The sequence below is a fragment of the Salinimonas chungwhensis DSM 16280 genome (assembly GCF_000378185.1).
Taxonomy (GTDB): Bacteria; Pseudomonadota; Gammaproteobacteria; order Enterobacterales; family Alteromonadaceae; genus Alteromonas; species Alteromonas chungwhensis.
This window is the reverse complement of the sequence record NZ_KB899391.1, coordinates 59,975-82,237: the sequence shown is the minus strand read 5'-3', so window position 1 is coordinate 82,237 and position 22,263 is coordinate 59,975. Positions and strand designations below refer to the sequence as shown.

At 48.2% G+C, this 22,263-nt stretch carries 19 protein-coding genes; 8 read left to right on the top strand and 11 right to left on the bottom strand.

Translation table 11 applies throughout. From position 1 onward, the window contains the following. Nucleotides 1–580 precede the first annotated feature (580 nt). From F458_RS0117335 to gorA, 7 genes are all read right to left on the bottom strand, one after another. Entirely contained in the window at nt 581–760 is a 180-nt protein-coding gene (locus F458_RS0117335; RefSeq protein WP_018984709.1) for a hypothetical protein, read from the bottom strand. A 156-nt stretch (nt 761–916) separates the two neighbouring features. Continuing rightward, on the bottom strand, nt 917–1,069 hold the full coding sequence (locus tag F458_RS20560) for a LuxR C-terminal-related transcriptional regulator (protein WP_018984708.1): 153 nt from the start codon (nt 1,067–1,069) through the stop codon (nt 917–919). Then, a complete protein-coding gene (locus tag F458_RS19825) occupies nt 1,062–3,218 on the bottom strand; it encodes a peptidase domain-containing ABC transporter (RefSeq protein WP_018984707.1) in 2,157 nt (718 codons plus the stop codon). The genes F458_RS20560 and F458_RS19825 overlap by 8 nt, the downstream gene beginning before the upstream one ends. Beyond that, nucleotides 3,218–4,471: an HlyD family secretion protein gene (locus tag F458_RS0117320; RefSeq protein WP_018984706.1), complete on the bottom strand. Its 1,254-nt coding sequence runs from the start codon at nt 4,469–4,471 to the stop codon at nt 3,218–3,220. The genes F458_RS19825 and F458_RS0117320 overlap by 1 nt, the downstream gene beginning before the upstream one ends. A 35-nt stretch (nt 4,472–4,506) precedes the next feature. Beyond that, nucleotides 4,507–4,797, bottom strand: a complete 291-nt coding sequence (locus tag F458_RS0117315) for a hypothetical protein (protein ID WP_018984705.1) — start codon at nt 4,795–4,797, stop codon at nt 4,507–4,509. Nucleotides 4,798–4,976: 179 nt separating this feature from the next. Further along, nucleotides 4,977–8,282 (bottom strand): amidohydrolase family protein, encoded by a 3,306-nt coding sequence (locus F458_RS0117310; RefSeq protein WP_018984704.1) that lies wholly within the window; start codon nt 8,280–8,282, stop codon nt 4,977–4,979. 167 nt (nt 8,283–8,449) lie between these two features. Further along, the gene (gene gorA, locus F458_RS0117305) at nt 8,450–9,799 is read right to left on the bottom strand and encodes a glutathione-disulfide reductase (protein ID WP_018984703.1); all 1,350 of its coding nucleotides are present in this window, start codon (nt 9,797–9,799) and stop codon (nt 8,450–8,452) included. A gap of 400 nt (nt 9,800–10,199) precedes the next feature. Between gorA and prlC the strand changes: the two genes are divergently transcribed. The 6 genes from prlC (at nt 10,200) to cspE (ending at nt 16,609) form a co-directional block, all read left to right on the top strand. Then, nucleotides 10,200–12,233 (top strand): oligopeptidase A, encoded by a 2,034-nt coding sequence (gene prlC, locus F458_RS0117300; RefSeq protein WP_018984702.1) that lies wholly within the window; start codon nt 10,200–10,202, stop codon nt 12,231–12,233. Further along, nucleotides 12,233–12,919, top strand: coding sequence for a DNA-3-methyladenine glycosylase I (locus tag F458_RS0117295; protein ID WP_018984701.1), 687 nt, complete (start codon nt 12,233–12,235; stop codon nt 12,917–12,919). The genes prlC and F458_RS0117295 overlap by 1 nt, the downstream gene beginning before the upstream one ends. 116 nt (nt 12,920–13,035) lie before the next feature. Next, the gene (gene ubiE / locus F458_RS0117290) at nt 13,036–13,830 is read left to right on the top strand and encodes a bifunctional demethylmenaquinone methyltransferase/2-methoxy-6-polyprenyl-1,4-benzoquinol methylase UbiE (protein ID WP_018984700.1); all 795 of its coding nucleotides are present in this window, start codon (nt 13,036–13,038) and stop codon (nt 13,828–13,830) included. After that, the gene (locus F458_RS0117285) at nt 13,830–14,462 is read left to right on the top strand and encodes a ubiquinone biosynthesis accessory factor UbiJ (RefSeq protein WP_018984699.1); all 633 of its coding nucleotides are present in this window, start codon (nt 13,830–13,832) and stop codon (nt 14,460–14,462) included. Before ubiE ends, F458_RS0117285 begins: the two co-directional genes overlap by 1 nt. Before the next feature lie 11 nt (nt 14,463–14,473). Further along, nucleotides 14,474–16,114, top strand: a complete 1,641-nt coding sequence (gene ubiB, locus F458_RS0117280) for a ubiquinone biosynthesis regulatory protein kinase UbiB (RefSeq protein WP_018984698.1) — start codon at nt 14,474–14,476, stop codon at nt 16,112–16,114. A 285-nt stretch (nt 16,115–16,399) separates the two neighbouring features. Then, nucleotides 16,400–16,609 carry a transcription antiterminator/RNA stability regulator CspE gene (gene cspE, locus F458_RS0117275; protein ID WP_018984697.1) on the top strand — a complete coding sequence of 70 codons (210 nt, stop codon included), beginning with the start codon at nt 16,400–16,402 and terminating at the stop codon, nt 16,607–16,609. A gap of 19 nt (nt 16,610–16,628) precedes the next feature. Here the strand turns inward: cspE and F458_RS19820 are convergent, their stop codons facing one another. After that, nucleotides 16,629–17,135, bottom strand: a complete 507-nt coding sequence (locus tag F458_RS19820) for an AAA family ATPase (RefSeq protein WP_018984696.1) — start codon at nt 17,133–17,135, stop codon at nt 16,629–16,631. Nucleotides 17,136–17,178: 43 nt separating this feature from the next. Here F458_RS19820 and F458_RS0117265 point away from each other — a divergent pair, with 43 nt between their 5' ends. After that, the gene (locus tag F458_RS0117265; protein ID WP_018984695.1) at nt 17,179–17,916 is read left to right on the top strand and encodes a hypothetical protein; all 738 of its coding nucleotides are present in this window, start codon (nt 17,179–17,181) and stop codon (nt 17,914–17,916) included. Between the two features lie 131 nt (nt 17,917–18,047). Then, nucleotides 18,048–19,229 (top strand): acyl-CoA dehydrogenase, encoded by a 1,182-nt coding sequence (locus F458_RS0117260; RefSeq protein WP_018984694.1) that lies wholly within the window; start codon nt 18,048–18,050, stop codon nt 19,227–19,229. A gap of 38 nt (nt 19,230–19,267) precedes the next feature. Here F458_RS0117260 and F458_RS0117255 read toward each other — a convergent pair whose 3' ends face one another. The 3 genes from F458_RS0117255 to F458_RS0117245 are packed head-to-tail and all read right to left on the bottom strand — an operon-like array spanning nt 19,268 to nt 22,213. Continuing rightward, entirely contained in the window at nt 19,268–20,278 is a 1,011-nt protein-coding gene (locus F458_RS0117255) for a cytochrome d ubiquinol oxidase subunit II (protein WP_018984693.1), read from the bottom strand. Nucleotides 20,279–20,287: 9 nt separating this feature from the next. Beyond that, nucleotides 20,288–21,649, bottom strand: a complete 1,362-nt coding sequence (locus F458_RS0117250) for a cytochrome ubiquinol oxidase subunit I (RefSeq protein ID WP_018984692.1) — start codon at nt 21,647–21,649, stop codon at nt 20,288–20,290. Nucleotides 21,650–21,658: 9 nt separating this feature from the next. Beyond that, nucleotides 21,659–22,213: a GbsR/MarR family transcriptional regulator gene (locus tag F458_RS0117245; protein ID WP_018984691.1), complete on the bottom strand. Its 555-nt coding sequence runs from the start codon at nt 22,211–22,213 to the stop codon at nt 21,659–21,661. Nucleotides 22,214–22,263: the final 50 nt, after the last annotated feature.

The following is a 22,263-nucleotide window of genomic DNA, read 5'->3' as shown; positions in this document are numbered from 1 at the left end:
AACCTGAACGATCTGACATCATGGGAATATTTAACCAAGCATGAACTGGCCGAAACCTCTAATTGTGGGTGTAACTAATTAGAGGAGGCGCCTTTAAAAAAAGGATACTAATCCCATACTGCGTTATCTCAGAAGATACTGTGTTCGATCAATTGTGCACTGTAAAACATCTAGTGCTAAAGAGTTTTTAGGGCCATTTTTTGTGGATTTGAGAGCTAAAAATTAAAAATCGGACAGGTCATGAAAAATGCTGAGCTTAATAATCCTTTAAAATCAATGGCATAATGAAATCCTCATCACTGGCAATCTTGCTCAATGAGTAATTTTGTGGAAACTCCCACAAATCTAGCCTTTAATTATTATTTTGGATTGTGCTTAATCATCATCTCTCTTTTTAAGGCCGACGTGAGAAACTGCCCACCCTAATACAAAGAAGATGGCCGCAATTCCAGTACCAATACAAAACCCTATGGTCATTCTTGTCTGATCTTTTTTCTTGAATTCAATGCTTGTCGGATTCGAAAGTCCCGTACTCTTCACCTTAAGACTATCATACAATGACAATAAATTCCGGATATTGCTAGTTCTCCAAAAGGAGCGGGGGAGGTATAGCAGCAGAAATAACTCGTACTTGGGAAGGAGCGTAAATTTCTTCACAACCCATAAGAAAATATCCTCTGTCAACTTTTTCGACAATTAGAATTTTATCAGTTTCCGCTGGGCAAACTGCCCAATAGTAATTTCCTTCAGCTTCAATCATTTAAAGTTACTCCTTAATCGTATATTTAGCAGTGAGAGATGGACAAAATTCCATTTTTTTTTCGACTTGATATAGAAATTGATGGACAGAGGTGGACGTCGCCAGAGACGATAATTTATAGGCTATGCATGTTGTCCACTTAGTATCAACTTGTCTTTAACAGCCCGTGCGCTCACTGATAAACAGCTGTGCCGCTATAGTTTTATTCGGCAGTCCTTCCAGAATTTTATGAACGACCTGGAGTTCACGTTTTGAAAGAACATCGAGACTCAGCGCTGGCGTGTTTGCCGTAGAATGTTGATTAAGCATAGGTTCCTCCTTGAGGGTAAAATGCAGGTACAGCTTTTTGCTGCGGTTTTTCAATGGGGCGTAACGATCCGTTTTCCAGCAGATAGACCTCATCGGCCATCGCAATGGTTTCTGGGCGGTGCGCCACAATGATTCGGGTAATAGAAAGTGCTTTAAGGTTTTGGTTAATTCGGGCTTCGTTAACCACATCCAGATGGCTGGAAGCTTCGTCAAGAAACAAAACTTCAGGTTGACGATACAACGCTCTGGCCAGAAGTAATCGCTGTTGCTGGCCGCCACTCAGTGCACTGCCCATGTCACCTATTAATGTCTGATATTGCATTGGCATAGCGGCAATATCCTCAGCCAGACAGGCCATCTGAGCAGCCCACTGCATGCGCTGGTGACACGGGGTATCATCAAATCCTGTGAGGTTATCCATAATCGACCCACTCAGGCAACTATCATCCTGTAACACCGAAGCGGTGTGTTGCCTGAACCACGCGGACTGACATACATTATGATTGTAGTAACTCACGCTACCTTCTGTTGGGGTGAGCATACCCATCAGACATTTAAGCAGCGTACTTTTGCCCACGCCACTGCCTCCCACTATAGCCACAGTGGCACCGGGCCTGATGGTCAGATCAATATTGGCAAAGACCGGTGAACTGGTGCTCGAAAATGTATACGCTAAGTTGCGCACCAGTAATCCGGGCTGCCGACTAGGGTGATTTTCAAGTGCCGGCACACTGTTGTTGAGTTTTTCAGCCGGAGTGGAGACGATATCCGACAAACGGGATAAGTGGACCCGTAGCAGTCGAAGCTGAATTAATTGATTAATAAGGTTGGCAGCGGCGCCGGTAAATTTTGTTTTATAGCTTATAAATGCGTATAGCATGCCCACTGTCATCAGCGTATCCATGACCGCATGGGCGGCAAAATATATAACTAGGATATTTTCGAGGCCAAAAATCAGTTGGTTGATTACCGAAATACTCATTTCACGCTTACCGATACGAATCGACGTATTTAGCGTTGTGGTCAGGTGGTTGCTCCACTGGTTATGACGCTGCGCCTGATAACTAAGCTGTTTGATGGTCTGAATAGAACGCATGGATTCCATAAAATGGGTTTGCTCTTTGGCCTGATTCTGAAGTTGCTCAGTGTTTAGCGCTTTTAATGTATGGTAAGTTGCCACTCTGACCAGGGCGAACAGCCCCACACTGGCAGCGACAATAAGCGTTAACTGCGGCCACATAACCACCATCATTAACACGGCCATTACGCCGTCCAGTAATGCTGTGACTAGGCCGGTGGTCAACTGATCGCGAATGTGGCTCAGCGAACCAAAGCGCGACACAATATCGCCCAGGTGACGCTTGGAGAAGAAATCTGCAGGCAGGCTCAGCAGATGATGAAACAGATGACTGGATATCTGTAACTGAAGCTTAGAAGACAGGCCGAGAATTACCCACTCCCGCAGCAAGCTGGTGGCGCCTTCGATAATCAGCAACAGTAAAAAGCCCAGTGCGAGTACCAGCAGCAAATCTTCAGCTCCGCGTAACAGGACATCATCAATCACGGTTTGCATATAATATGGCGAGGCCAGCGAAAACAGCTGAAGCAAGACAGAAAGTGCCAGTATAAGACCCAGGCTGCGCTTAAGTCCTCTGGCTTTTTCCCAGAAATGGGATAGCTTCAGTGACGAGCCCGGTGGCGTCGTTTTAAACGTCCGGGAGGGGTGTAGCTCAAGCGCTATCCCGGTCACATGTTTACTGGCCTGGGCAATGGTCAGTATTCGCTCCCCCACAGCCGGGTCGTTGACTGTAACTTTATCTGCAGTCACTTTCGTCAGCACCACAAAATGTTGCATATCCCAATGCAGGATTGCCGGTAATTGCAATTGCCCAAGGTCTTCCAGCTCAAGTTTTACAGCACGCGTGCTGAAATGGCATTCATGGGCCATTTTCATTATTTCCTGGAGTGTCAGTCCCCGACTGGAAAGACCGAATTGCTGTCTGAAGACGGTTAAATCCTGCTGATTGCCATAAAACTGACTGATCATGCAAAGACACGCCAGGCCGCATTCTGATAATTCAGCCTGATGGACCACCGGCACCTTTTTTTGACCAAACAGAGACAGAGCGGTTAAGGAGTTTATCAACATCAGACAAGTCTCCCGCTAAGGCTGTAAAGTGGTTCTAACAGCCATTCCATCAACGTGCGCTCACTAAGATTTACGTCTGCCGAAAATGTCATTCCTGATCGAAGCTTTATGGATGCCCCATAAGCAGTCAGCTGTTGTGCTTTTAATCTGGCTCGAGCCAGATATACCGGTTCTTTCACAGCTACGGGCAAATACGCAAATTCGGAAGGGAGCAGGGCGGTATCGGAAATACGGCTGACAATGGCCTGATGCATTCCGAACTTTTGATAAGGAAAAGCATCGTAGCGAATATCCAGCGTCTGCCCGTCCCGAATAAAGCCTGCTGAGCGAACCGGCACCACAAAATGTGCCTCAATTTCTGCATCAGGCGCCAGCAATGTCAGCAATGGCTGCTGAGTACTGACATTCTGACCCTCGCGCGCACTAAGATTTGCGACAATGCCGTCATTACGAGCGGTCACGACAAACCTGGTCTGGCTCTCCAGTTGCGTGATTTTCTGGTTTACCTCACTCATTCTGCTGCGCAAAATGGCGAGGTTCTCATCCCGTTCCACCTGTAAACTGGTATAGGCCAACTCCTTTTGCTTTAGCTCTTGTTGCAACCTGGAAAGTTGACGCTCTTTTTCCTGGCGGGCAGCGATATGCTGAAGTAATTGCGCATAAGCATTATCAACCTCTGCCTGGGGTACATGCACGCCCGCCAGTGGTTGCAGTTTGCGATACCTGGCTCTGGCCAGTTCAGTCTGCTCGGAGGCGGTCTCGGTCATGATAGTAAGCTGATGTATGTCTTCATTATATGCCGCGATAGCCTGGGCATGATTCTGCAGCTGATGCTTATGTAACGACTTGGTATGGTTTACCTGCTGTTCCAGCATCATATACTGAGTGCGGTACTCAGCGGCAATGGTCGCCTGGGCAGAGGCACCGGATGGCAATGCGGTCTGACTATCAATGATCACCAGCGGCTGGCCCTGTTTCACTGACTGACCGTCTTTTATTAACACTTTACTGATGACACCCGATGGCTGATCAGCAAATACGCGCAATACGCCTGAATCGGGTTCCAGCCATCCGGCTACGGTGGCCTGGCGGCTGTAGGTTTGCGTAGACAGAAAGGTAATCACCAATGCTGCCCATGCGGCAATAAAAATACAGCTTATCAGTGCGGTGCCAGAAGGGGTTATCATCACCTCACCGTGCAAACGCTGTCCCTGCGCCGCAATTACTTCTTCTCTGAATAGTCCTTTTCTCATACCTGTGGTCTCGGTAGATAAGCCAAAGTGGATTGTCAGAACACGGGCTCACATCCATGCTGATTTTCGATCTCCGTGGCAGCTTCCATACTACCTTCCTGACCGACCGCGTGTTCTGACTTGCCGAATATGCACTCACTCAATCCGGGGTCCGTTCCAGTGCTTTGCAGCATGACTGAGTAGTGCATCGCCGAAATCATTTCGACGTGACTAACCTTAGCAAAGGGAGGCAGGTTGCCATTATTCAAACCGGTCCAGGTTCTTTGGCAGGTCAGTATTTGCGCGGTTTGTCCGTAAATTAACAGCAGATGTCCGAATTGTGACAATTACACCGAGGAGGCCCCAGGAAGGACGGTCACCGATCGCCGAATCAATTTGCAAAAAACGACTCGCACTATGGTCAAATTTGATGAGCGGCTAACACTGCACAAGGGTAGGAAAATTGAAAAAGGCCACCCTGAGGATGACCTTTTTAAGAGTTAAGTGTTTTTATACAGAGTACTAATTAGTGATGCTGCCAATGATATTTGTGAGACTTCTCACGTATCTGTGTGGCGGTTTCTTCGGGCATGAATGCTTTGTTATCGTCTTCAAAGAAGAATTTCTGGCGCGGTGTTTTATTGCCCAGTTCATTCATTGTCGCTGCTTCGTACACACGTCCGTTAAGGACGGTGTATTCCACAAATTCGCTACGATGGATGTCGTTGAGCACGTTGCCGTCAATCACAACCATATCTGCCAGTTTGCCTTTTTCGATACTGCCGATATCTTTACCCATACCGAGATGAGTGGCACCGTCGATGGTCGCTGCGCGCAGAGCCTCAAACGGTGTGAAACCGCCCTGACTCATTAACCACATTTCCCAGTGCGCCGCCAGACCCTCACGCTGGCCATGGGCGCCAATGTGCACGCTCACACCATTTTCACGCAATGTTTTAGCGTACTCTGCTACCTGCACATGGTTGTACTGGTTATCCGGCGCAGTAGGCCGACGAATAGCGCGGCTATCCAGCAGGAATGAAGGCGTGTAACGAAGCAGTCGAGGATTTTTCCATACCTCTGTGCGGTCGTACATGTACTCCTCACCCATCATGCCGCCGTAAGACACCACAAAAGTAGGCGTATAGCCAAACTCGGAAGCTTTCCATAGCTGAGTCACGTCGCTGTAGCCTTTGGGTATCGGCAGGCTATGCTCCAGACCAGTGTGACCGTCGGTCAGCATACTCAGGTTTTGCTGAAGTTTACCGCCACCTTCAGGCACCACCATCATCTGCTGTTTATTGGCGGCCCAAAGAATTTGCTGGCGCTGTGAACGCGCTGGCTGGTTATAACTTTTTACCGATATTGCGCCGGCATCTTTGAGGCGCTGGACATGAAAGTAGGCATCTTCGTAATCATTTACGATAGCCTTGTAGCCCAGGGCCTCTGCGCCATACAGGATCGCACCGGTGGAGTAGATACGCGGTGCAACAATTTCACCGGCCCGCTGCAGCTCAGAGGCCGCAAACACTTCCGTAGTATCGTTGGACGGATCGTGAATGGTGGTTACCCCAAATGCTACATTGGAAAACTGCCCCCAGTTCTGCTGTGGAATAATTTCGTTGCGGCCCTGCGCTCCGTGAGCGTGAGCATCCACCAGGCCCGGTATAATTGTTTTACCGGTGGTATCAATGCGCATAGCATCATCCGGAATACTAATCTCGCCTTTTCGGCCTACGGCTTTAATGCGGTTACCTTCAATCAGTACCACACCGTCTTTAATTACCTCCTGACGATTATCTGCATCGCGCATGGTAACTATGTCTCCGCCCACAAATGCTTTGATACCCTTGGGCTTATCAGCTTTAACACTGAATGACAGATCGGTACGACTGGCCTTGGCTTGTTCAGCCTCGGCGTTCGCTGCGCCGGGAGTAAAGGCATTATCCAGCTCGTATTCATAATAATGAGGGCCATGAAACCAGCCTACAGCGTTGTTATCCTGCCGCCAGGTGAGGTACTCGCCGGCGCGTGATGAAATTTGCTTAACCGGCAGCGAAGTCATGTCCGGCGCCAGGGTGATTTTCTGGCCATTGGTTACATAAGGGGCAACGTAGGTTTTAAACTGATGTACAAAGGCGATCCACTTTTTGTCATGAGATAAACGATATTCGCTAACTTTATCTGCGCCATACAAATGAACCTGTTTGTCATTTCCCTGCAAATTAACACTGGACAGCTGCGTTTCAGGATAGGGCGTACCGCCTACTGATTCGGTGAAAAATACCCGGGTATTATCACCGGCAAAATGTGGCTGAGTGCCTGTAGAGGAAACGTTAACGGCTGCGCCGCCGTCCAGCGATTTAACATACAAGCCTGGTTCGAGTGAGTATTTGGGATCCAGTAAATAACCACCGGAAAATTTTCGCCAGACCACTTGTTTACCATCGGTGGAAAAGCTCGGTTCGACATAGTGGCCCGGCTCGGTGCTGATGACCTGACTATCGCCACCCGTTGCAGGAATCGTGCGAACATCTCCCAGTTTTTTGTCATGCCAGGTAGTGTAAACCACAGTCTTTCCGTCAGCAGAATAGCGAGGATAGTACTCATCATGCTCATTTTGCTGGGTCAGGCGACGGGTATTGCCGGATTTAAGATCTTTTATATAAAGTTTGCCCAGTGCCTGAAACAACATTGTTTGACCATCCGGTGATTTTTGTGACCACCTGATCATTTTTACATCAAATTCATCAGGTGCCACATCCACATCAAAGCGAAGGGCATCAGCAAACTGTTTAGTAGCGCTCACCGATACGCCAATATCAGCAATTTCTTTGGAATCAATGTCTATCTTGTGGAAGGTGCCGCCTGTCCAGTAAACAATTGACTTAGAATCCGGCATCCAGTCGAAGTAGGCGTAGTAGCCTTCTGAACCAAACCCTTCTTGCATATCGCGCTCGAGAGTCAGTGTCAGAGGCTTTTCTTCGCCGGTTTTCAGGTCTTTGAGAAACAGGCCGGTTTTATTTTTAACCCGCCGGATAAAGGCAACGTATTTGCCATCCGGTGAGGGGGTAGGGACAATCGCGCCGCCGGTACCGCTGATAAAGCGGGTTTCCTCGCCAGTTTCCCGGTCATAGCGGGTGATGGCAAAAATACCTTCCAGGGGATCGCGGTTGTACTCAAACTGTGCACCGGGTAGCGTATTCTGGGTGTAATAAATGTATTTGCCGTCGTGGGAAAACGCCGGATCAGCAATGTTTTGCTGGTCGTTTTTACCGTTCACCCGCGCTTTAATTTGTAAGCCGTCCCCGCCATTTTTGTGATACATCCAGATTTCACCGGCCGGGATACTGCGACTGGACATGATTCCCTTAGTCGCTACCAGATAATTACCATCGGGGCTCCACTTGGGTGAATGAATCAGGTTGTTTTTCTCCTGCGACACCTGGCGCAGATTTTCACCGTTTTTGTCCATCACCCAGATGTTAGAGATACCACCACGGTCTGAAATAAAAGCAATTTCGCTGCCATCAGGGGAGATAGCCGGTTCGATGTTCCAGCCGAAATCGGCCGTAAGGGCGGTCGCCTTGCCCCCATCCATGCCGACTTTGTAAAGATCGCCGAGCATATCAAATACCATGTAGGTGCCATCAGGTGAAATTGACAGACTGGACCAGGTGGTCTGGTCGGTATTGATGGTAACTTCATTTAAAGAAAAAGGTGGATTAAGCACATCCCATTCTTCTTTTTTCTCATCCTGTGCCGTAGCCGAAAAGCTCAGTGTTGCGCCTAAGGCAAGCGCAAGGACCGAACGACGAAAAGTAATTATCATTGTTATAATCCAGACTTTGCGAATGTAATGCCTAAAGGTATCGGGTATTTTTGAGCAATGCAAAAAATGCACAGAAAGAGTGGGACAGACAACACAGAAAAGGCGTTTAAGCCGAGAAAGAAAAAGATACTGCGGGAAGCCGCAGTATCTTTATAGCGCGAATTTCTTTAGGTCATCGTAACAAATTCTTCCGCGCTGGTAGGATGAATTGCCACACAGGCATCAAAATCGGCTTTTGTTGCCCCCATCTTCATTGCCACAGCGAAGCCCTGAAGGATTTCATCCATACCATGGCCGATGCCGTGTAACCCTACCACGACCTGATTATCACCCTGACATACCAGTTTCATCTTGGTAGGCTGGCGATGACGAGTCACAGCGGTATACATTGCCGAAAAGGACGAGGAATAAACAGTAATATCGTCTTCGCCATATTTGTCCTTGGCTTCCTGTTCAGTCAGGCCGATGGTGCCAATAGCCGGGTGGCTGAATACCACTGTGGGAATGAGCGAATAATCCATATACGCGTCTTTTTGCTGGTTAAACAAGCGCTCGCTCAACAGGCGGCCCGCTTTAATCGCCACCGGTGTTAATTCTATCTGGCCGGTAATATCACCCACCGCATACACGCCTTTAGTGGAGGTGTTTTGATATTTATCCACTTTGATAAACCCTTTGTCATCGGTTTTGATACCGGCTTTATCCAGGCCAAGTTTCGCCGAAGAAGGCTCACGTCCGATTGCCCATATCAAACAGTCGGTAGTTAATGCCTCACCGCTGGTTAGATGAACTTTCAACTCGCCACTGTCCAGCTTCTCCACTTTTTCAACGCCAGATTGCTTGTGCAGGGTTGGACCTTCATCTTCAATAATGTCCACCAGCGTTTCATGGATAATTGGATCGAAATGCCGTAACGGAGCATGATGGCGCACCACTAAATCTGTTTTTGTGCCCAGACTGTGCAGTACCCCGGCCAGCTCTACCGCAATGTAGCCCGCCCCTATCACAACCGCCCGTTTAGGCTGCTGATCCAGTTCGAAAAAGCCGTCAGAATCAATGCCATACTCAGCGCCTTCAATATCCGGTAAGCGTGGGTGACCACCAGTGGCGACGGTAATATGCGGCGCGCTATATTGCTCACCATTAACCTCAATAGTGTTCTTGTCCACAAAGGTGGCGTAACCGTTTACTACTGTAATCTCATTTTTGGCCATCATCTTGCCGTAGGAGGCATGGATTCGCTGTATGTAGGCCCGGCGGTTGGCCACCAATACAGACCAATCAAAATGATTCACTGAAACATCAAACCCATAATCTTCTGAATATCGATTGATAGCCTCAGCAACGTTCGCGCCAAACCACATGGCTTTTTTGGGAACGCAACCAACGTTAACACAGGTGCCGCCGATTAGATTCGCTTCAATAATCGCAACTTTTTTGCCGTGTTTTGCAGCCCGGTTGGCAGACGCGATGCCACCGCTGCCGCCGCCTATACAGATGTAATCGAATTTATGCATTGGTATCCTGTTAGGTATTAGTGGAGTCAGGGTATTCTGGCATGTTACCAGCCACTGCTCAAAATTTACTGCTACAGGGTATACCTGTTTCACTTACAACAGGATTAGCCTTACGCAAATGTAATAACGGCAGGGTAGGAGTTATGTGTACTGACAGGCGTGGTGTTGTTTAGAACCATGCGCTACCACTATGCGAAGGGACATAGCGAAGGACATAAGTAGTCCGTGGGAAATTTGCTCGCTGGTAATAAACGCAAGTTACCGCTATGTGGTGTAACCCGAAGGCGGTGTGTGAATCAGTCAGCATCCGGTTAAACTGACTGATATCTGACTGCGGCCTTGTTTTTGCTGGTTCAGGCCCTACATTCTCTCCATACCATTCAAAAAAGGTGAGACATCAATGACGCAACCTGCCATCAAACTGGTCGACGGACTTCCTGTTTTTTCGCAAATAACCCCGGCCCAAATAAAGCCGGCGATCGAAGAAGCTATCGAAACATGTAAAGCGACAATTGAAGAGGTGGTAGCTTCAGGCGACTACAGCTACGACAATGTTGTGGGAAAAGTAGAAGAGGTTGATGACCGCCTGGGCAAGATGTGGTCACCGGTCTCACACATGAATTCTGTAGTAAGTAGCGATGCGCTGCGTGAAGCACACGACAGTTGTTTGCCGCTATTATCGGATTACGGCACCTGGGTGGGCCAGCATGAAGGATTGTATCAGGCTTACACATCACTGCGCCAAAGTGATGAATTTAAGACCCTGGATGAGCAGCGTCAGAAGTATATTGAAGACACAATCCGTGACTTTACCTTATCGGGCGTGGCCTTACCCAAAGATAAAAAGACCCGCTATGCACAGATCAGTGCGCGACTTTCAGAGCTCTCCTCTACATTTAGTAATAATGTTATGGATGCCACCATGGGGTGGACTAAACATGTTACCGACCAGTCTGAGCTTGAAGGGCTTCCCGAGTCGGCGCTGGATGCAGCCCGTCAGGCGGCTACAGACAAAGAGCTGGATGGCTGGTTATTTACGTTGGATATCCCTTCCTACCTGCCGGTAATGTTATACGCACAAAACAGTGCTTTGCGTGAAGAAATGTACCGCGCGTTTGCCACCCGGGCATCAGCTGAAGGGCCAAACGGTGGCAAGTGGGATAACACAGAAATTATTAATGAAATTCTGGCGCTGCGCACCGAAGCCTCAAAAATGCTTGGTTTTGATAACTACGCCGAGCGCTCACTGGCCACTAAAATGGCAAATTCTACCGAGCAGGTCGTCGGGTTTATCCGGGATCTGGCCGATAAGTCATTACCTCAGGCCCGGGAAGACCTGGCGGAAGTGGAAGCATTCGCATCAGAACAGGGTGTAGATACGCTCAATGCCTGGGATATTCCTTATTACAGCGAGCAGCTTAAACAGAAAAAATACACGATCTCAGATGAGATGCTACGTCCGTATTTTCCAGAAGAGACGGTATTGCGAGGCTTGTTTGAAGTAGTTCATCGGCTGTACGGCCTGAAGATTGTTGAACAGCCTGGCGTAGATACCTGGCACAAAGATGTTCGCTATTTCACTATTACTGATGAAGCGGATGCACTGCGTGGTAGCTTTTATTTTGACCTGTACGCCCGCGCCAATAAACGCGGTGGCGCATGGATGGACGAATGTCGGGTACGCCGGGAGCTTCCAAACGGCGAAGTGCAGCTTCCTGTAGCCTATCTGACCTGTAATTTTAATGGGCCGGTAGGCGGCAAACCTGCCCTGTTTACCCATGATGAAGTGCTGACTCTGTTTCATGAATTCGGCCACGGCCTGCATCATATGCTAACCAAAATGTCAGTGGCCGGGGTCTCGGGCATCAATGGTGTACCATGGGATGCGGTGGAACTGCCAAGCCAGTTTCTGGAGAACTGGTGCTGGGAAGAAGAAGCGTTGAGCTTTATTTCTGGTCATTATGAAACAGAAGAACCTCTGCCCAAAGACTTGCTGGATAAAATGCTTAAAGCCCGGGATTTCCAGTCGGCAATGCAAATGGCCAGACAGCTGGAATTCAGTCTGTTTGACTTTTTACTGCATCAGCAAGATGGCAAAGAGGTTGATGTACAGGCGATTCTTGATGAGGTGCGCAAAGAAGTGGCCGTCATCACACCACCGTCTTTCAATCGCTTCCAGCATAGTTTCGGGCACATTTTTGCTGGTGGTTACGCAGCCGGTTACTATAGCTATAAATGGGCAGAAGTCCTTTCCAGTGATGCATTCAGCAAATTTGAAGAAGACGGTATCTTCAACCGGGAAACAGGCAAATCGTTCTTGCACAATATTCTTGAGATGGGAGGCAGTCGCGAGCCCATGGACTTGTTTGTGGCATTCAGAGGTCGCGAACCCCGGGTAGATGCATTATTGCGCCATAGCGGAATCAATCAGTAATGGCGGCAGAATCCTTCGATACTATCTATCGGCGGGCCTGTGAAAGAAAAGGTGGGGAAGCGGGGCTCAAGGCTCTGCTTCGTCAACCATTACCACCTTCTCAGGTTGCTAACATCCCTGATGATCGGTTTCTGGCCGCTATGACCCGACAAGTTTTTAAATCCGGGTTTGTTTGGCGGGTGATCGAGCAAAAGTGGCCGGCATTTGAGGAGGTCTTTTTCGGTTTTGATATCGAGAAAATTCTGTTGATGCCCGATGAAATGCTGGAACGCAAAGCCAGCGACGAGAGGATTGTCAGAAACTATAAAAAGGTGATGACAGTCAGAGACAATGCCATGATGGTTGCCGATATTAGTCGTGAGTATGGCGGTTTCGGGAAATATCTGGCGCAAATTGATAAGGCAGATATCACTGGTCTGTGGCAGACTCTGAAAAAGCGTGGTGCTCGTCTGGGCGGAAATACCGGGCCCTACATGCTGCGAGCAATGGGAGTGGATACTTTCATCATGTCCCAAGACAATGAAGATTATCTGCGCAAACATGAGGTAATCGACGGCACGCTGCAAAGCCAGAAGAGTCTGCGGGCTATGAATGCCCAGTTTTTCCAGTGGCATGAGCAAAGCGGTTTATCACTGTCTGAACTCAGCCAGATTCTGTCTTATAGCTGGGGCAGCAATAACCGGTGAGGCGACCAGCGCGTAAGAAACCGCATATTGCGCTAATTTCACAGTAAATGGCTGTTGCTGCTGCACGATATTGGTTACACTTCATACCCATCAGATAACAGGTTTACAGGAACGGTATGAGCGATACACAAAGCCGGGATGACGCGTCGCAGAACATGGACGAATCGGTTACAGAACAGACTCATTTTGGTTTTAAGCAAGTGGATAAGTCACAAAAAGCATCGCTGGTGGCTAATGTGTTTGATTCTGTGGCGGCGAAATACGATGTGATGAATGACCTGATGTCATTTGGTGTTCACCGTCTCTGGAAACGCTATACCATTGATTGTGCCGGAGTGCGTGCCGGGCATCGAGTGCTGGATATTGCCGGCGGCACCGGCGATTTGACGGCTAAGTTCTCGCGCCTGGTAGGGCCCACCGGCTCTGTGACACTGGCCGATATCAATCTATCGATGTTGAAGGTAGGGCGTGACAAACTTCGGGATCAGGGACTGGTCAGTAATATTGATTATGTTCAGGCCGACGCTGAAGCGCTGCCGTTTCCTGATAATTCCTTTGATGTGGTAACCATGGCGTTCGGCCTGCGCAATGTCACAGAAAAGCAAAACGCACTTAACTCTATTTACCGTGTGCTTAAACCCGGTGGCCGTTTACTGGTACTGGAGTTTTCAAAACCCGCCTCAGAACATCTGTCCAAAATTTATGACATGTATTCATTTCATATCCTGCCGCGCATGGGCCAGATGGTAGCCAGTGACGCTGAAAGTTACCGCTATCTGGCTGAGAGTATTCGCATGCATCCGGACCAGGAAACACTCAAGGGTATGTTTGAACAGGCAGGTTTCGAGCAGTGTGATTACAGCAATCTGACCGGGGGGATTGTAGCATTGCATCGAGGGTATAAATTTTAATGCCAGCAGCCTCCTTATTTACTGCCACTGCCGAGACGCTGCTCAATCGACTGATTGCACTTGATGAAGATAGCGCCCAACGCCTGGTGCCGTTGGCAGGCAAACGACTGAGCGTTTTTATTGAACAGCTTCCCGTTGGGATTACACTGGTTTTTTCCACGCGAATCGATGTTTTAGCAGAGCCACATTCTTTTGAAGATGTATGCGTACATCAGGATGGGGAGAGCTGTTTCATCAAAACCAGTCTAGATGTACTGCCTTCATTGACGCAAACCAGTCAGATAACCCGGCTAATTCGCGCAGATAAGCTACAGTTGCAGGGCGAGCTAAGTATCGCGCAGCAAACCGCGGCGCTATTTCAGCAACTGGATATTGACTGGGAAGAGCAGCTTGCCCGTTATACGGGTGATGTGCCGGCTCATGAAGCATTTGCCAGCGCACAAAAATTCCGCCAGCAGTTTGCTGCATTTGGCCGGCGGCTGCAGGCCGGGCTGGGTAACGCACTGACCGAGGAAAAGGATATCGCCGTTAGCAAACTTGCTGTAATGCATTTTAATGACGAAGTTGACGCATTGCGAGACGATGTTCAGCGCTTTGAAGCCAGACTCAGTTTACTTGAGAAGAATCAGTAGTTTTTCCTCACATGCAAATATTTCGCTTGTATCAAATTAACAAGGTGTTGCTTCAGCATGGTCTGGATGATCTTATTCCTGATCGCTGGATGCCGTGGTACGCAAGGCTGTTGCGTAAGTCCATTTTCTGGATTCGCAATCAACACAAAGATGAGCCACCGGGCGTTCGCATCACGATGGCGTTACAGTCTCTGGGGCCGGTATTTATAAAATTCGGTCAAATGCTCTCTACTCGTCGGGATTTGCTGCACCCGGATATTGCCAATGAATTGGCCAGGTTGCAGGATAAGGTGGCACCTTTTCCTTCCGACGCTGCCCAGAAAATTATCAAACAATCGCTACAGTTACATGATCTCAGCGAACTTTTTAAAGAATTTCATGTAGAGCCGCTGGCTTCGGCATCTATTGCTCAGGTGCACGCTGCCAAATTGCATGATGACCAGGATGTAGTAGTAAAAGTTTTACGCCCTGATATTCGCGCCACCATTGATGCAGACATGGAGTTGCTATTTTCTCTGGCACAGGTAGTACAGCGTTGGCTGCCAGATGGTAAACGCCTGCGCCCCGTTGAGGTTGTGACCGAATACCAGAAAACCCTGGTGGATGAGCTGGATTTATTACGTGAATCTGCCAATGGCATACAACTGCGGCATAATTTTGAAAAGTCAGATGCATTGTATATCCCGCATATATACAGCGATTATTGTCGTCACAATGTGCTTGTTATGGAACGCATCTATGGTATTCCGGTCTCGAACGTCGATGCACTGCTGGCACAGAATACCAATATGAAGAAACTGGCAGAGCGCGGCGTTGAAGTGTTTTTTACGCAGGTTTTCCGTGACAGTTTCTTTCATGCTGATATGCATCCGGGCAATATATTTGTTGGTACCGAAACCCCCTCAGAGCCGCGCTATATCGCCATTGATTTTGGTATTGTGGGAACCCTGAATAAAGAAGATAAACGGTATCTGGCGGAAAATTTTGTCGCCTTTTTCAATCGTGACTATCGCAAAGTTGCTCAGTTACATGCTGATTCGGGATGGGTGCCCAGAGATACCAATATCGACGAATTTGAAATGGCAATACGTACTGTGTGTGAGCCAATATTTCAAAAGCCGCTGGCCGAAATTTCCTTTGGCCATGTTCTGTTGCAGCTGTTTAACACGGCACGTCGTTTCAATATGGTGGTGCAGCCCCAATTGGTTTTGCTGCAAAAAACTCTGTTGTACATCGAAGGGTTGGGCAGACAGCTTTATCCGCAACTGGATTTATGGAAAACCGCTAAGCCTTTTTTAGAAAACTGGATGAAAGAGCAGATTGGTATCAAGGCGATGATGACCAAGGTAAAAGCTAACTTACCTTTCTGGTCGGAAAAACTGCCGGATATGCCAGATCTGTTGCATGACAGTTTGCAACAACTAAAAGAGCTGCCTCTGCAACAGCAAAAAGAGCATCAGCAGTTGATTGCTGTGCAGGTTAATAATACCCGCGCTACCCATTATGCAATTGTTGGCGCGACGCTGATTATTGTGGCTGCGTTATTGCCGATTTACAATTTACACTGGGGCTTTCCAGTTGTCACAGCACTGGGTGGTATGGCCTGCTGGTGGCAATCATGGCGTAAGGTACATCGTAAATTTAAACAGTAAAATCAGGGAGAAATGACATTTTTGTGATAAATGTTGTTTGCATTCTATTTTGCTTTGAATTTCCCAAATACCTGCTATAGTAGTTGTTGCCATTCGGCTAAAGTCTTTAAAAAGACGTGTTTATTTTTGTTTTTTGCGTTGATGTATAAATAACTCGGGTTACGCCTGTAACTTCTGGTTAGTGGTTTGTTCATTCCAAAGTAAGACCCAAATAACTCGTCCCCATTTAAAGGCGATACAAAGTGATACGCGAAAGCGAAGTTTTAAGAGAGATTTGAGGTCTACATGTCTAAAGTTACAGGTACCGTTAAATGGTTTAACGCTGACAAAGGTTATGGTTTTTTGACACAAGATAGCGGCGATAAGGACGTTTTCGTTCATTTCCGTGCAATTGTTTCAGAAGGTTATAAAAGCCTGAATGAAGGTCAGCGCGTAGAATTTGAAGTCGAGCAGGGCCAAAAAGGCTTGCAGGCAGCTAACGTTCAAGCACTGTAAAACGTTGAGACGGCAGCCATTAGCTGCCGTTTTTTTTGCTCATATCCACGTGTATATAATCACATTCTGGCGTTTCTTCGACAAAATAGCGCTGATACGCATCCCAATCTTCTAGTTTTAGCCTGTCTCTGCTACTTCCACGCTTTTCCATTTGTGAACGGATCTGACTTATCGGTGCGCTAAGCCAGTAAATCACCACCTGACATTCAAATTGCTTAATCAGTTTATTGTTCCATTCAGGATCCCTTAACTCTTTTGTGAACGGGGCGCACAGCACTACCGGCACTTGCCTCAGATTGGCCCGGGCACTTTGATACATAGCGTTGTACACAGGCTCCCGGAAAGCATCTTTATAGGTGGCGCTGTCACGATCATGACGATCCAGGCCAGCCAGAGAAAGACCTGCTTCAATAACAGGTTCGAACACTGTATCAATATCAATTAAACACGCTTTTGTTTGCTTTGCTTTTGCCCTTGTCCAGGTAGATTTTCCAACGGCTGGCTGTCCGGTAACGATGTAAAGCATAAATTCCAGTGGATCTTCAGATAAATGAAAAGGCAATGACAGTATGCCGATTTTTCCCTATGCTAACTACTCTTACAATGGATGGTTAGCGATGGGGCGAGGTTTCATGAAGAACGACACGGTCATTATCAGGCTTACACTATGTTTAGCAGGATTCTTGTTTTTTGCAGTCGCGCAGGCGCAGGAAAGAACCCTGGCGATCGTGGATGAAAAGCCGGTGATGCTTTCCGATGTATCACCAACCAAAGCCGAGCTGGCAGAGGCGGCCCAGGCAATGTCGGTCAGCAAGCAGCTGGCACTTTCTCGCTTACGCCATAATAAATTCATGGAACAGGTCCTGAATCGGGTATTAAATGTCTATTCACAGCAGCATGACATCAACGCTGATGAAACGCTGGTCGAAGCATTTAAAGAGAAATTCGGCCAACACTATGAGGCCAGTCAGGACAGTAGCCGCTCCTTTACAGATATCGCCAAAGAGCAGGTAAGGTTCTGGCAGGTGGAAAAAAAGCTCTATGAAGAATTCGGTGGCACCGTAATTTTCACCCAGCAAAACCCGCGGTATCCTGTTGAAGCTTATCACCGGCTGTTGGAGCAGTACCAAGCCGAGAGACGTCTGGTGTTTAAAGATAAAGAATATGAGAACCTGCTTAAACGCGCCTTTGCACCGCCTTACAGCATGCAGATACCATCTGAAAAGGTAGACTATAATTCGCCGTGGTGGATGCATCAGCAGCCTGGCGGCGATACACCGCCCAGCAACGCCGCCGACAAACCATAATGGCGCTGATCGCTGCCCAGCACCCTATATGCAGGTTGGCATATATAGTCGCTCTGGTTGGCGACTCAGTAAGCAGCTAACAGACTGGTTTTATCTACAATTTACTTTTATTTTTTAAAGGAGTCTTGCCCATGGCTGCGCCGCTTTCGCACTGGGATGATTTATTGCTACTTAATGAACAACTTACCGATGATGAGCGAATGAGCAGTGAATCGGCCAGGGCCTTTTGTCAAAAGACACTGCAGCCTGGCATTTTGCAGGCTAACCGGGATGGAACTTTTGATCGGGGTATCATGGCGCAGTTTGGTCAGATGGGGATGTTGGGCGCCACTATTGAAGGGTTTGGGTGTCCCGGTGTCAATTATGTTACCTATGGTCTGATTGCCCGTGAAGTCGAGCGTGTCGATAGCGGGTATCGCAGCGCCATGAGTGTGCAGTCGTCATTGGTTATGCATCCCATAAACGCATTTGGCTCAACTGCGCAAAAAGAAAAATTTTTGCCAAAGCTGGCTTCCGGCGAGTGGATAGGGTGTTTTGGCTTAACTGAGCCGGATGCCGGCTCCGATCCTGCTGCAATGAAAACCCGGGCAACAAAGGTCGATGGCGGATTTAAGCTAAATGGCAGCAAAATGTGGATCACTAATTCACCCATTGCCGATGTCTTTGTGGTGTGGGCAAAGCATACTGAGGAAGATGACACTATTCGGGGATTTCTATTAGAGCGTGGCATGAGCGGCTTAAGCACGCCTGAGATAACCGGAAAATTATCGCTAAAAGCGTCGATTACCGGCGAAATTGTGATGGAAGATGTCTTTGTCCCGGCTGAGAACATGTTACCTGAAGTTAAAGGGTTAAAAGGGCCCTTTAGCTGTCTGAACATGGCCCGCTATGGCATTTCATGGGGCGCTATGGGAGCGGCAGAATTTTGCTGGCATGCCGCGCGACAATACGGTCTTGACCGTCATCAGTTCGGTCGTCCACTCGCCCAGACTCAGCTTTTTCAAACAAAACTGGCAGACATGCAAACCGAAATTACACTGGGCCTTCAGGCGTCATTGCGGGTAGGCCGACTCATCGATAACCGCCAGTTCGACCCGACCATGATTTCTATGGTAAAACGCAACAACTGCGCAAAAGCTCTGGATATTGCGCGAAAATCCAGGGATATGCATGGCGGCAATGGAATTGCCGACGAATATCACATTATGCGGCATATGCTGAATCTTGAGACCGTCAATACCTACGAGGGCACATACGATGTTCACGGGCTGATAATGGGGCGCGCCCAAACAGGTCTTCAGGCATTTTTCTGACAGGCAACACAGGCAGCGGGTGCTGCCTGTGCGACTGATTAGTAGTAGGTGAGTTTTTCTGCCTTGCCCGCAAATATTCTGTACACCATAAAGGTATAGGCCAGAATGCAGGGCACCACGATTACCGCCCCTACCAATAAGAAGCGTAGTGAGTTGGCGTCGCTGATCGCGTCGGCGATGGTCATCTGGCCGGGCACTACAAATGGATAATAACTCAGACCAAAAGCGGTAAAACAAAGAATAAACACGGTCATGGCAATCATGAACGGCAATTTTTCACCTTTGCCATTAGTTGCAGGCATACGCTTTAAGATAACACCGCAAAAGCTCAATAAACAAAAACAGGCAATGGGTATCGCCATCAGCACAAAGCCCCAGTGAGAGGTCAGCCATAACTCACGCACATTCTCGTGAAGTGTCAGATTGGCGATGCTTACCGCAATGATACCAATCGATAACACTACGAGGCCGCGTCGGGCCCAGTAAATAGCTTTTTCCTGCAAGGCCGATTCTGATTTTAAGATCAACCAGCACGACCCTATAAACGCATAGGCTGCGGTCAGACCGAATGCTGCCAGCAGGGCAAACCCCTGCGCCCACCAATCGGTACGCAGACCGGTTACCCAGATACCCAGCATGTAACCCTGGGCCAGGGTGGTGAGTAAAGAGCCGTATTTAAAGCTCAGATCCCAGCGGCGCTTTTTTACTTGCGCCACCTTGGCTCTGAAATCAAACGATACACCGCGCAGAATTAACCCTAACAGCATAAGCGTCGCCGGCAGATATAGCGTCTGTAAGATTACGCTATGCGCATCGGGAAATGCAAACAGCAGGAGTCCGACAGCTAGCACCAACCAGGTTTCGTTAGCATCCCAGTAAGGTCCAATGGACGCTATCATGTCATCACGAAAGGCTTCTTCGCGCGGTGGCAGCAATACCCCGACACCGAGGTCGTAGCCATCCAGAATGGCATAAAGTAATATGGCTAAGGCAAGCAGACCAATATAAATATCACCCAGAGTTTCAATGGACAAACTTTCAAATGGCATAGTCAGCTCCTAAGCGCCAAGCGGCGAAATTTTGGTGGCTTTGGCTTTTTCTCGCTCTTCACTGGTAATTTCTTCAATTTCTACCGAGCGGCGACACATAAGTGTCAGCGTTGCCATATACGCAAACAGCAGTACAGCATACGTTATTGCATAAAGTGCAAATGAGAAAGCAACGTTACCAGCCGGTAAACCGGTGACTGCGTCCTGGGTTTTCATCACGCCATAGACCAAATAAGGTTGGCGGCCGATTTCTGTCACGTACCAGCCTGCCAGAGTGGCAATCCAGCCGCTAAAACTCATGCCCATAAATACTTTATTGAGCCAGCCAGGCAATGTACCGTTTCGATACAGATAAAAACTTCCCAGCCAGGCACAGGCCAGCATTAACAAGCCTATTGCTACCATAACCCGAAAGGCAAAAAAGACCGGTGCTACGGGCGGATGTTCGCCCTCAAACTCGTTTAGCCCTTTTATTTCACCATCCAGTGAATGGGTGAGTATCAGGCTGGCTCCCCGGGGAATGCCGATTTCAAGGTGGTTAGTTTTACTTTCCTCGTCAGGGATTGCGAATAGCAGTAAGGGGGCGCCCTGTTCGGTTTCCCAGATGCCCTCCATCGCAGCCACTTTTTGTGGTTGGTGTTCTAATGTATTCAAGCCATGCAGATCACCGGCATAGATTTGAAGTGGAATAAGCACCGCAGCAGTGTAAGTGGCAGTTTTTAACGCCAGTCTGGGGGCTATTTTATCGTCACCACGGAAGATACGATAGGCCGATAAGCCAGCGATAAGAAAGCTTGCGGTCAATCCTGAGGCTAACAGCATATGGGCAAACCGATAGGAAAAAGATGGATTGAAGATTATCTCGCTCCAGTCTCTGGCGTAAATAACACCATCTACAATCTCATGGCCCTGAGGAGTATGCATCCAGCTATTTAAGGACAAGATCCAAAATGCGGATACCGTAGTACCAAACGCAACAATCAGCGTCGCCAGGGTGTGCAGCCAGTTGGGTACGCGCCGAATACCGAACAGCATAATGCCCAAAAAGGTAGCCTCGAGGAAAAAGGCGGTGAGCACCTCGTAGCCCAGAAGCGGCCCGGCCACATTCCCTGCTTTTTCCATAAAGCCCGGCCAGTTGGTGCCAAACTGGAAAGACATCGTCACACCACTGACTACGCCTAATGCAAACGTCAGGGCAAAAACACGCACCCAGAACCGGTACATGCGCATCCACACCGGATGACCTGATATATTAGAACGTAACTTAAAGTAAAAAAGGTACCATCCTAATGCGATGGTAATGGTAGGAAATAGTATGTGGAAACTGATATTCAGTGCAAATTGTAGCCGGGATAAAATAAAGGCGTCCATAACACCCTCCTAACTTTGTGACTCACCCTTAGTGGGTAAAACTCGGTCTTTTAAATCCAGAATCCGTCCTACGCCAGAGCCCAGCTTCATCAGTGTGTTCAGCTTTTCTGGCCCCAAATGTTGTAACTCCTGCGACCATGCTGTGACAGATTCCAGCAGATCATGAATTTCATTCAGCTTGTGCTGAACCTGCGCATCGTTTTCATGCGCGGGGTCATCGAGCATCAAATCTCTGAGTAATGTCAGCGTGGGATCGATTTCTCGTTTTCGACGCTCCTCAAAAACACGATTGGCAAGCACCCAGATTGAACCGGCAGGGACAAAAAACTCTTTACGTTCGCCGGGCACATGCTGCTGTTTGATAAGCCGCCATGATTGCAGCTCTTTAAGCCCCATGCTGGTATTGCCACGTGAAATATTAAGCGCATCAGCGATTTCCTGGGCAGCCAGCGGCTCATCATTTAATACAATCAGAGCGAGCATCTGGCCAACCGTACGGTTGAAACCCCACCGGCTACCCATTTCTCCAAAATGCAAAACAGCAGATGTGACAATTGGCGTCATGATTATTTTCTTTATAAAGTTTCAGAAGTTTCTGAAAGTTTATATCGTAA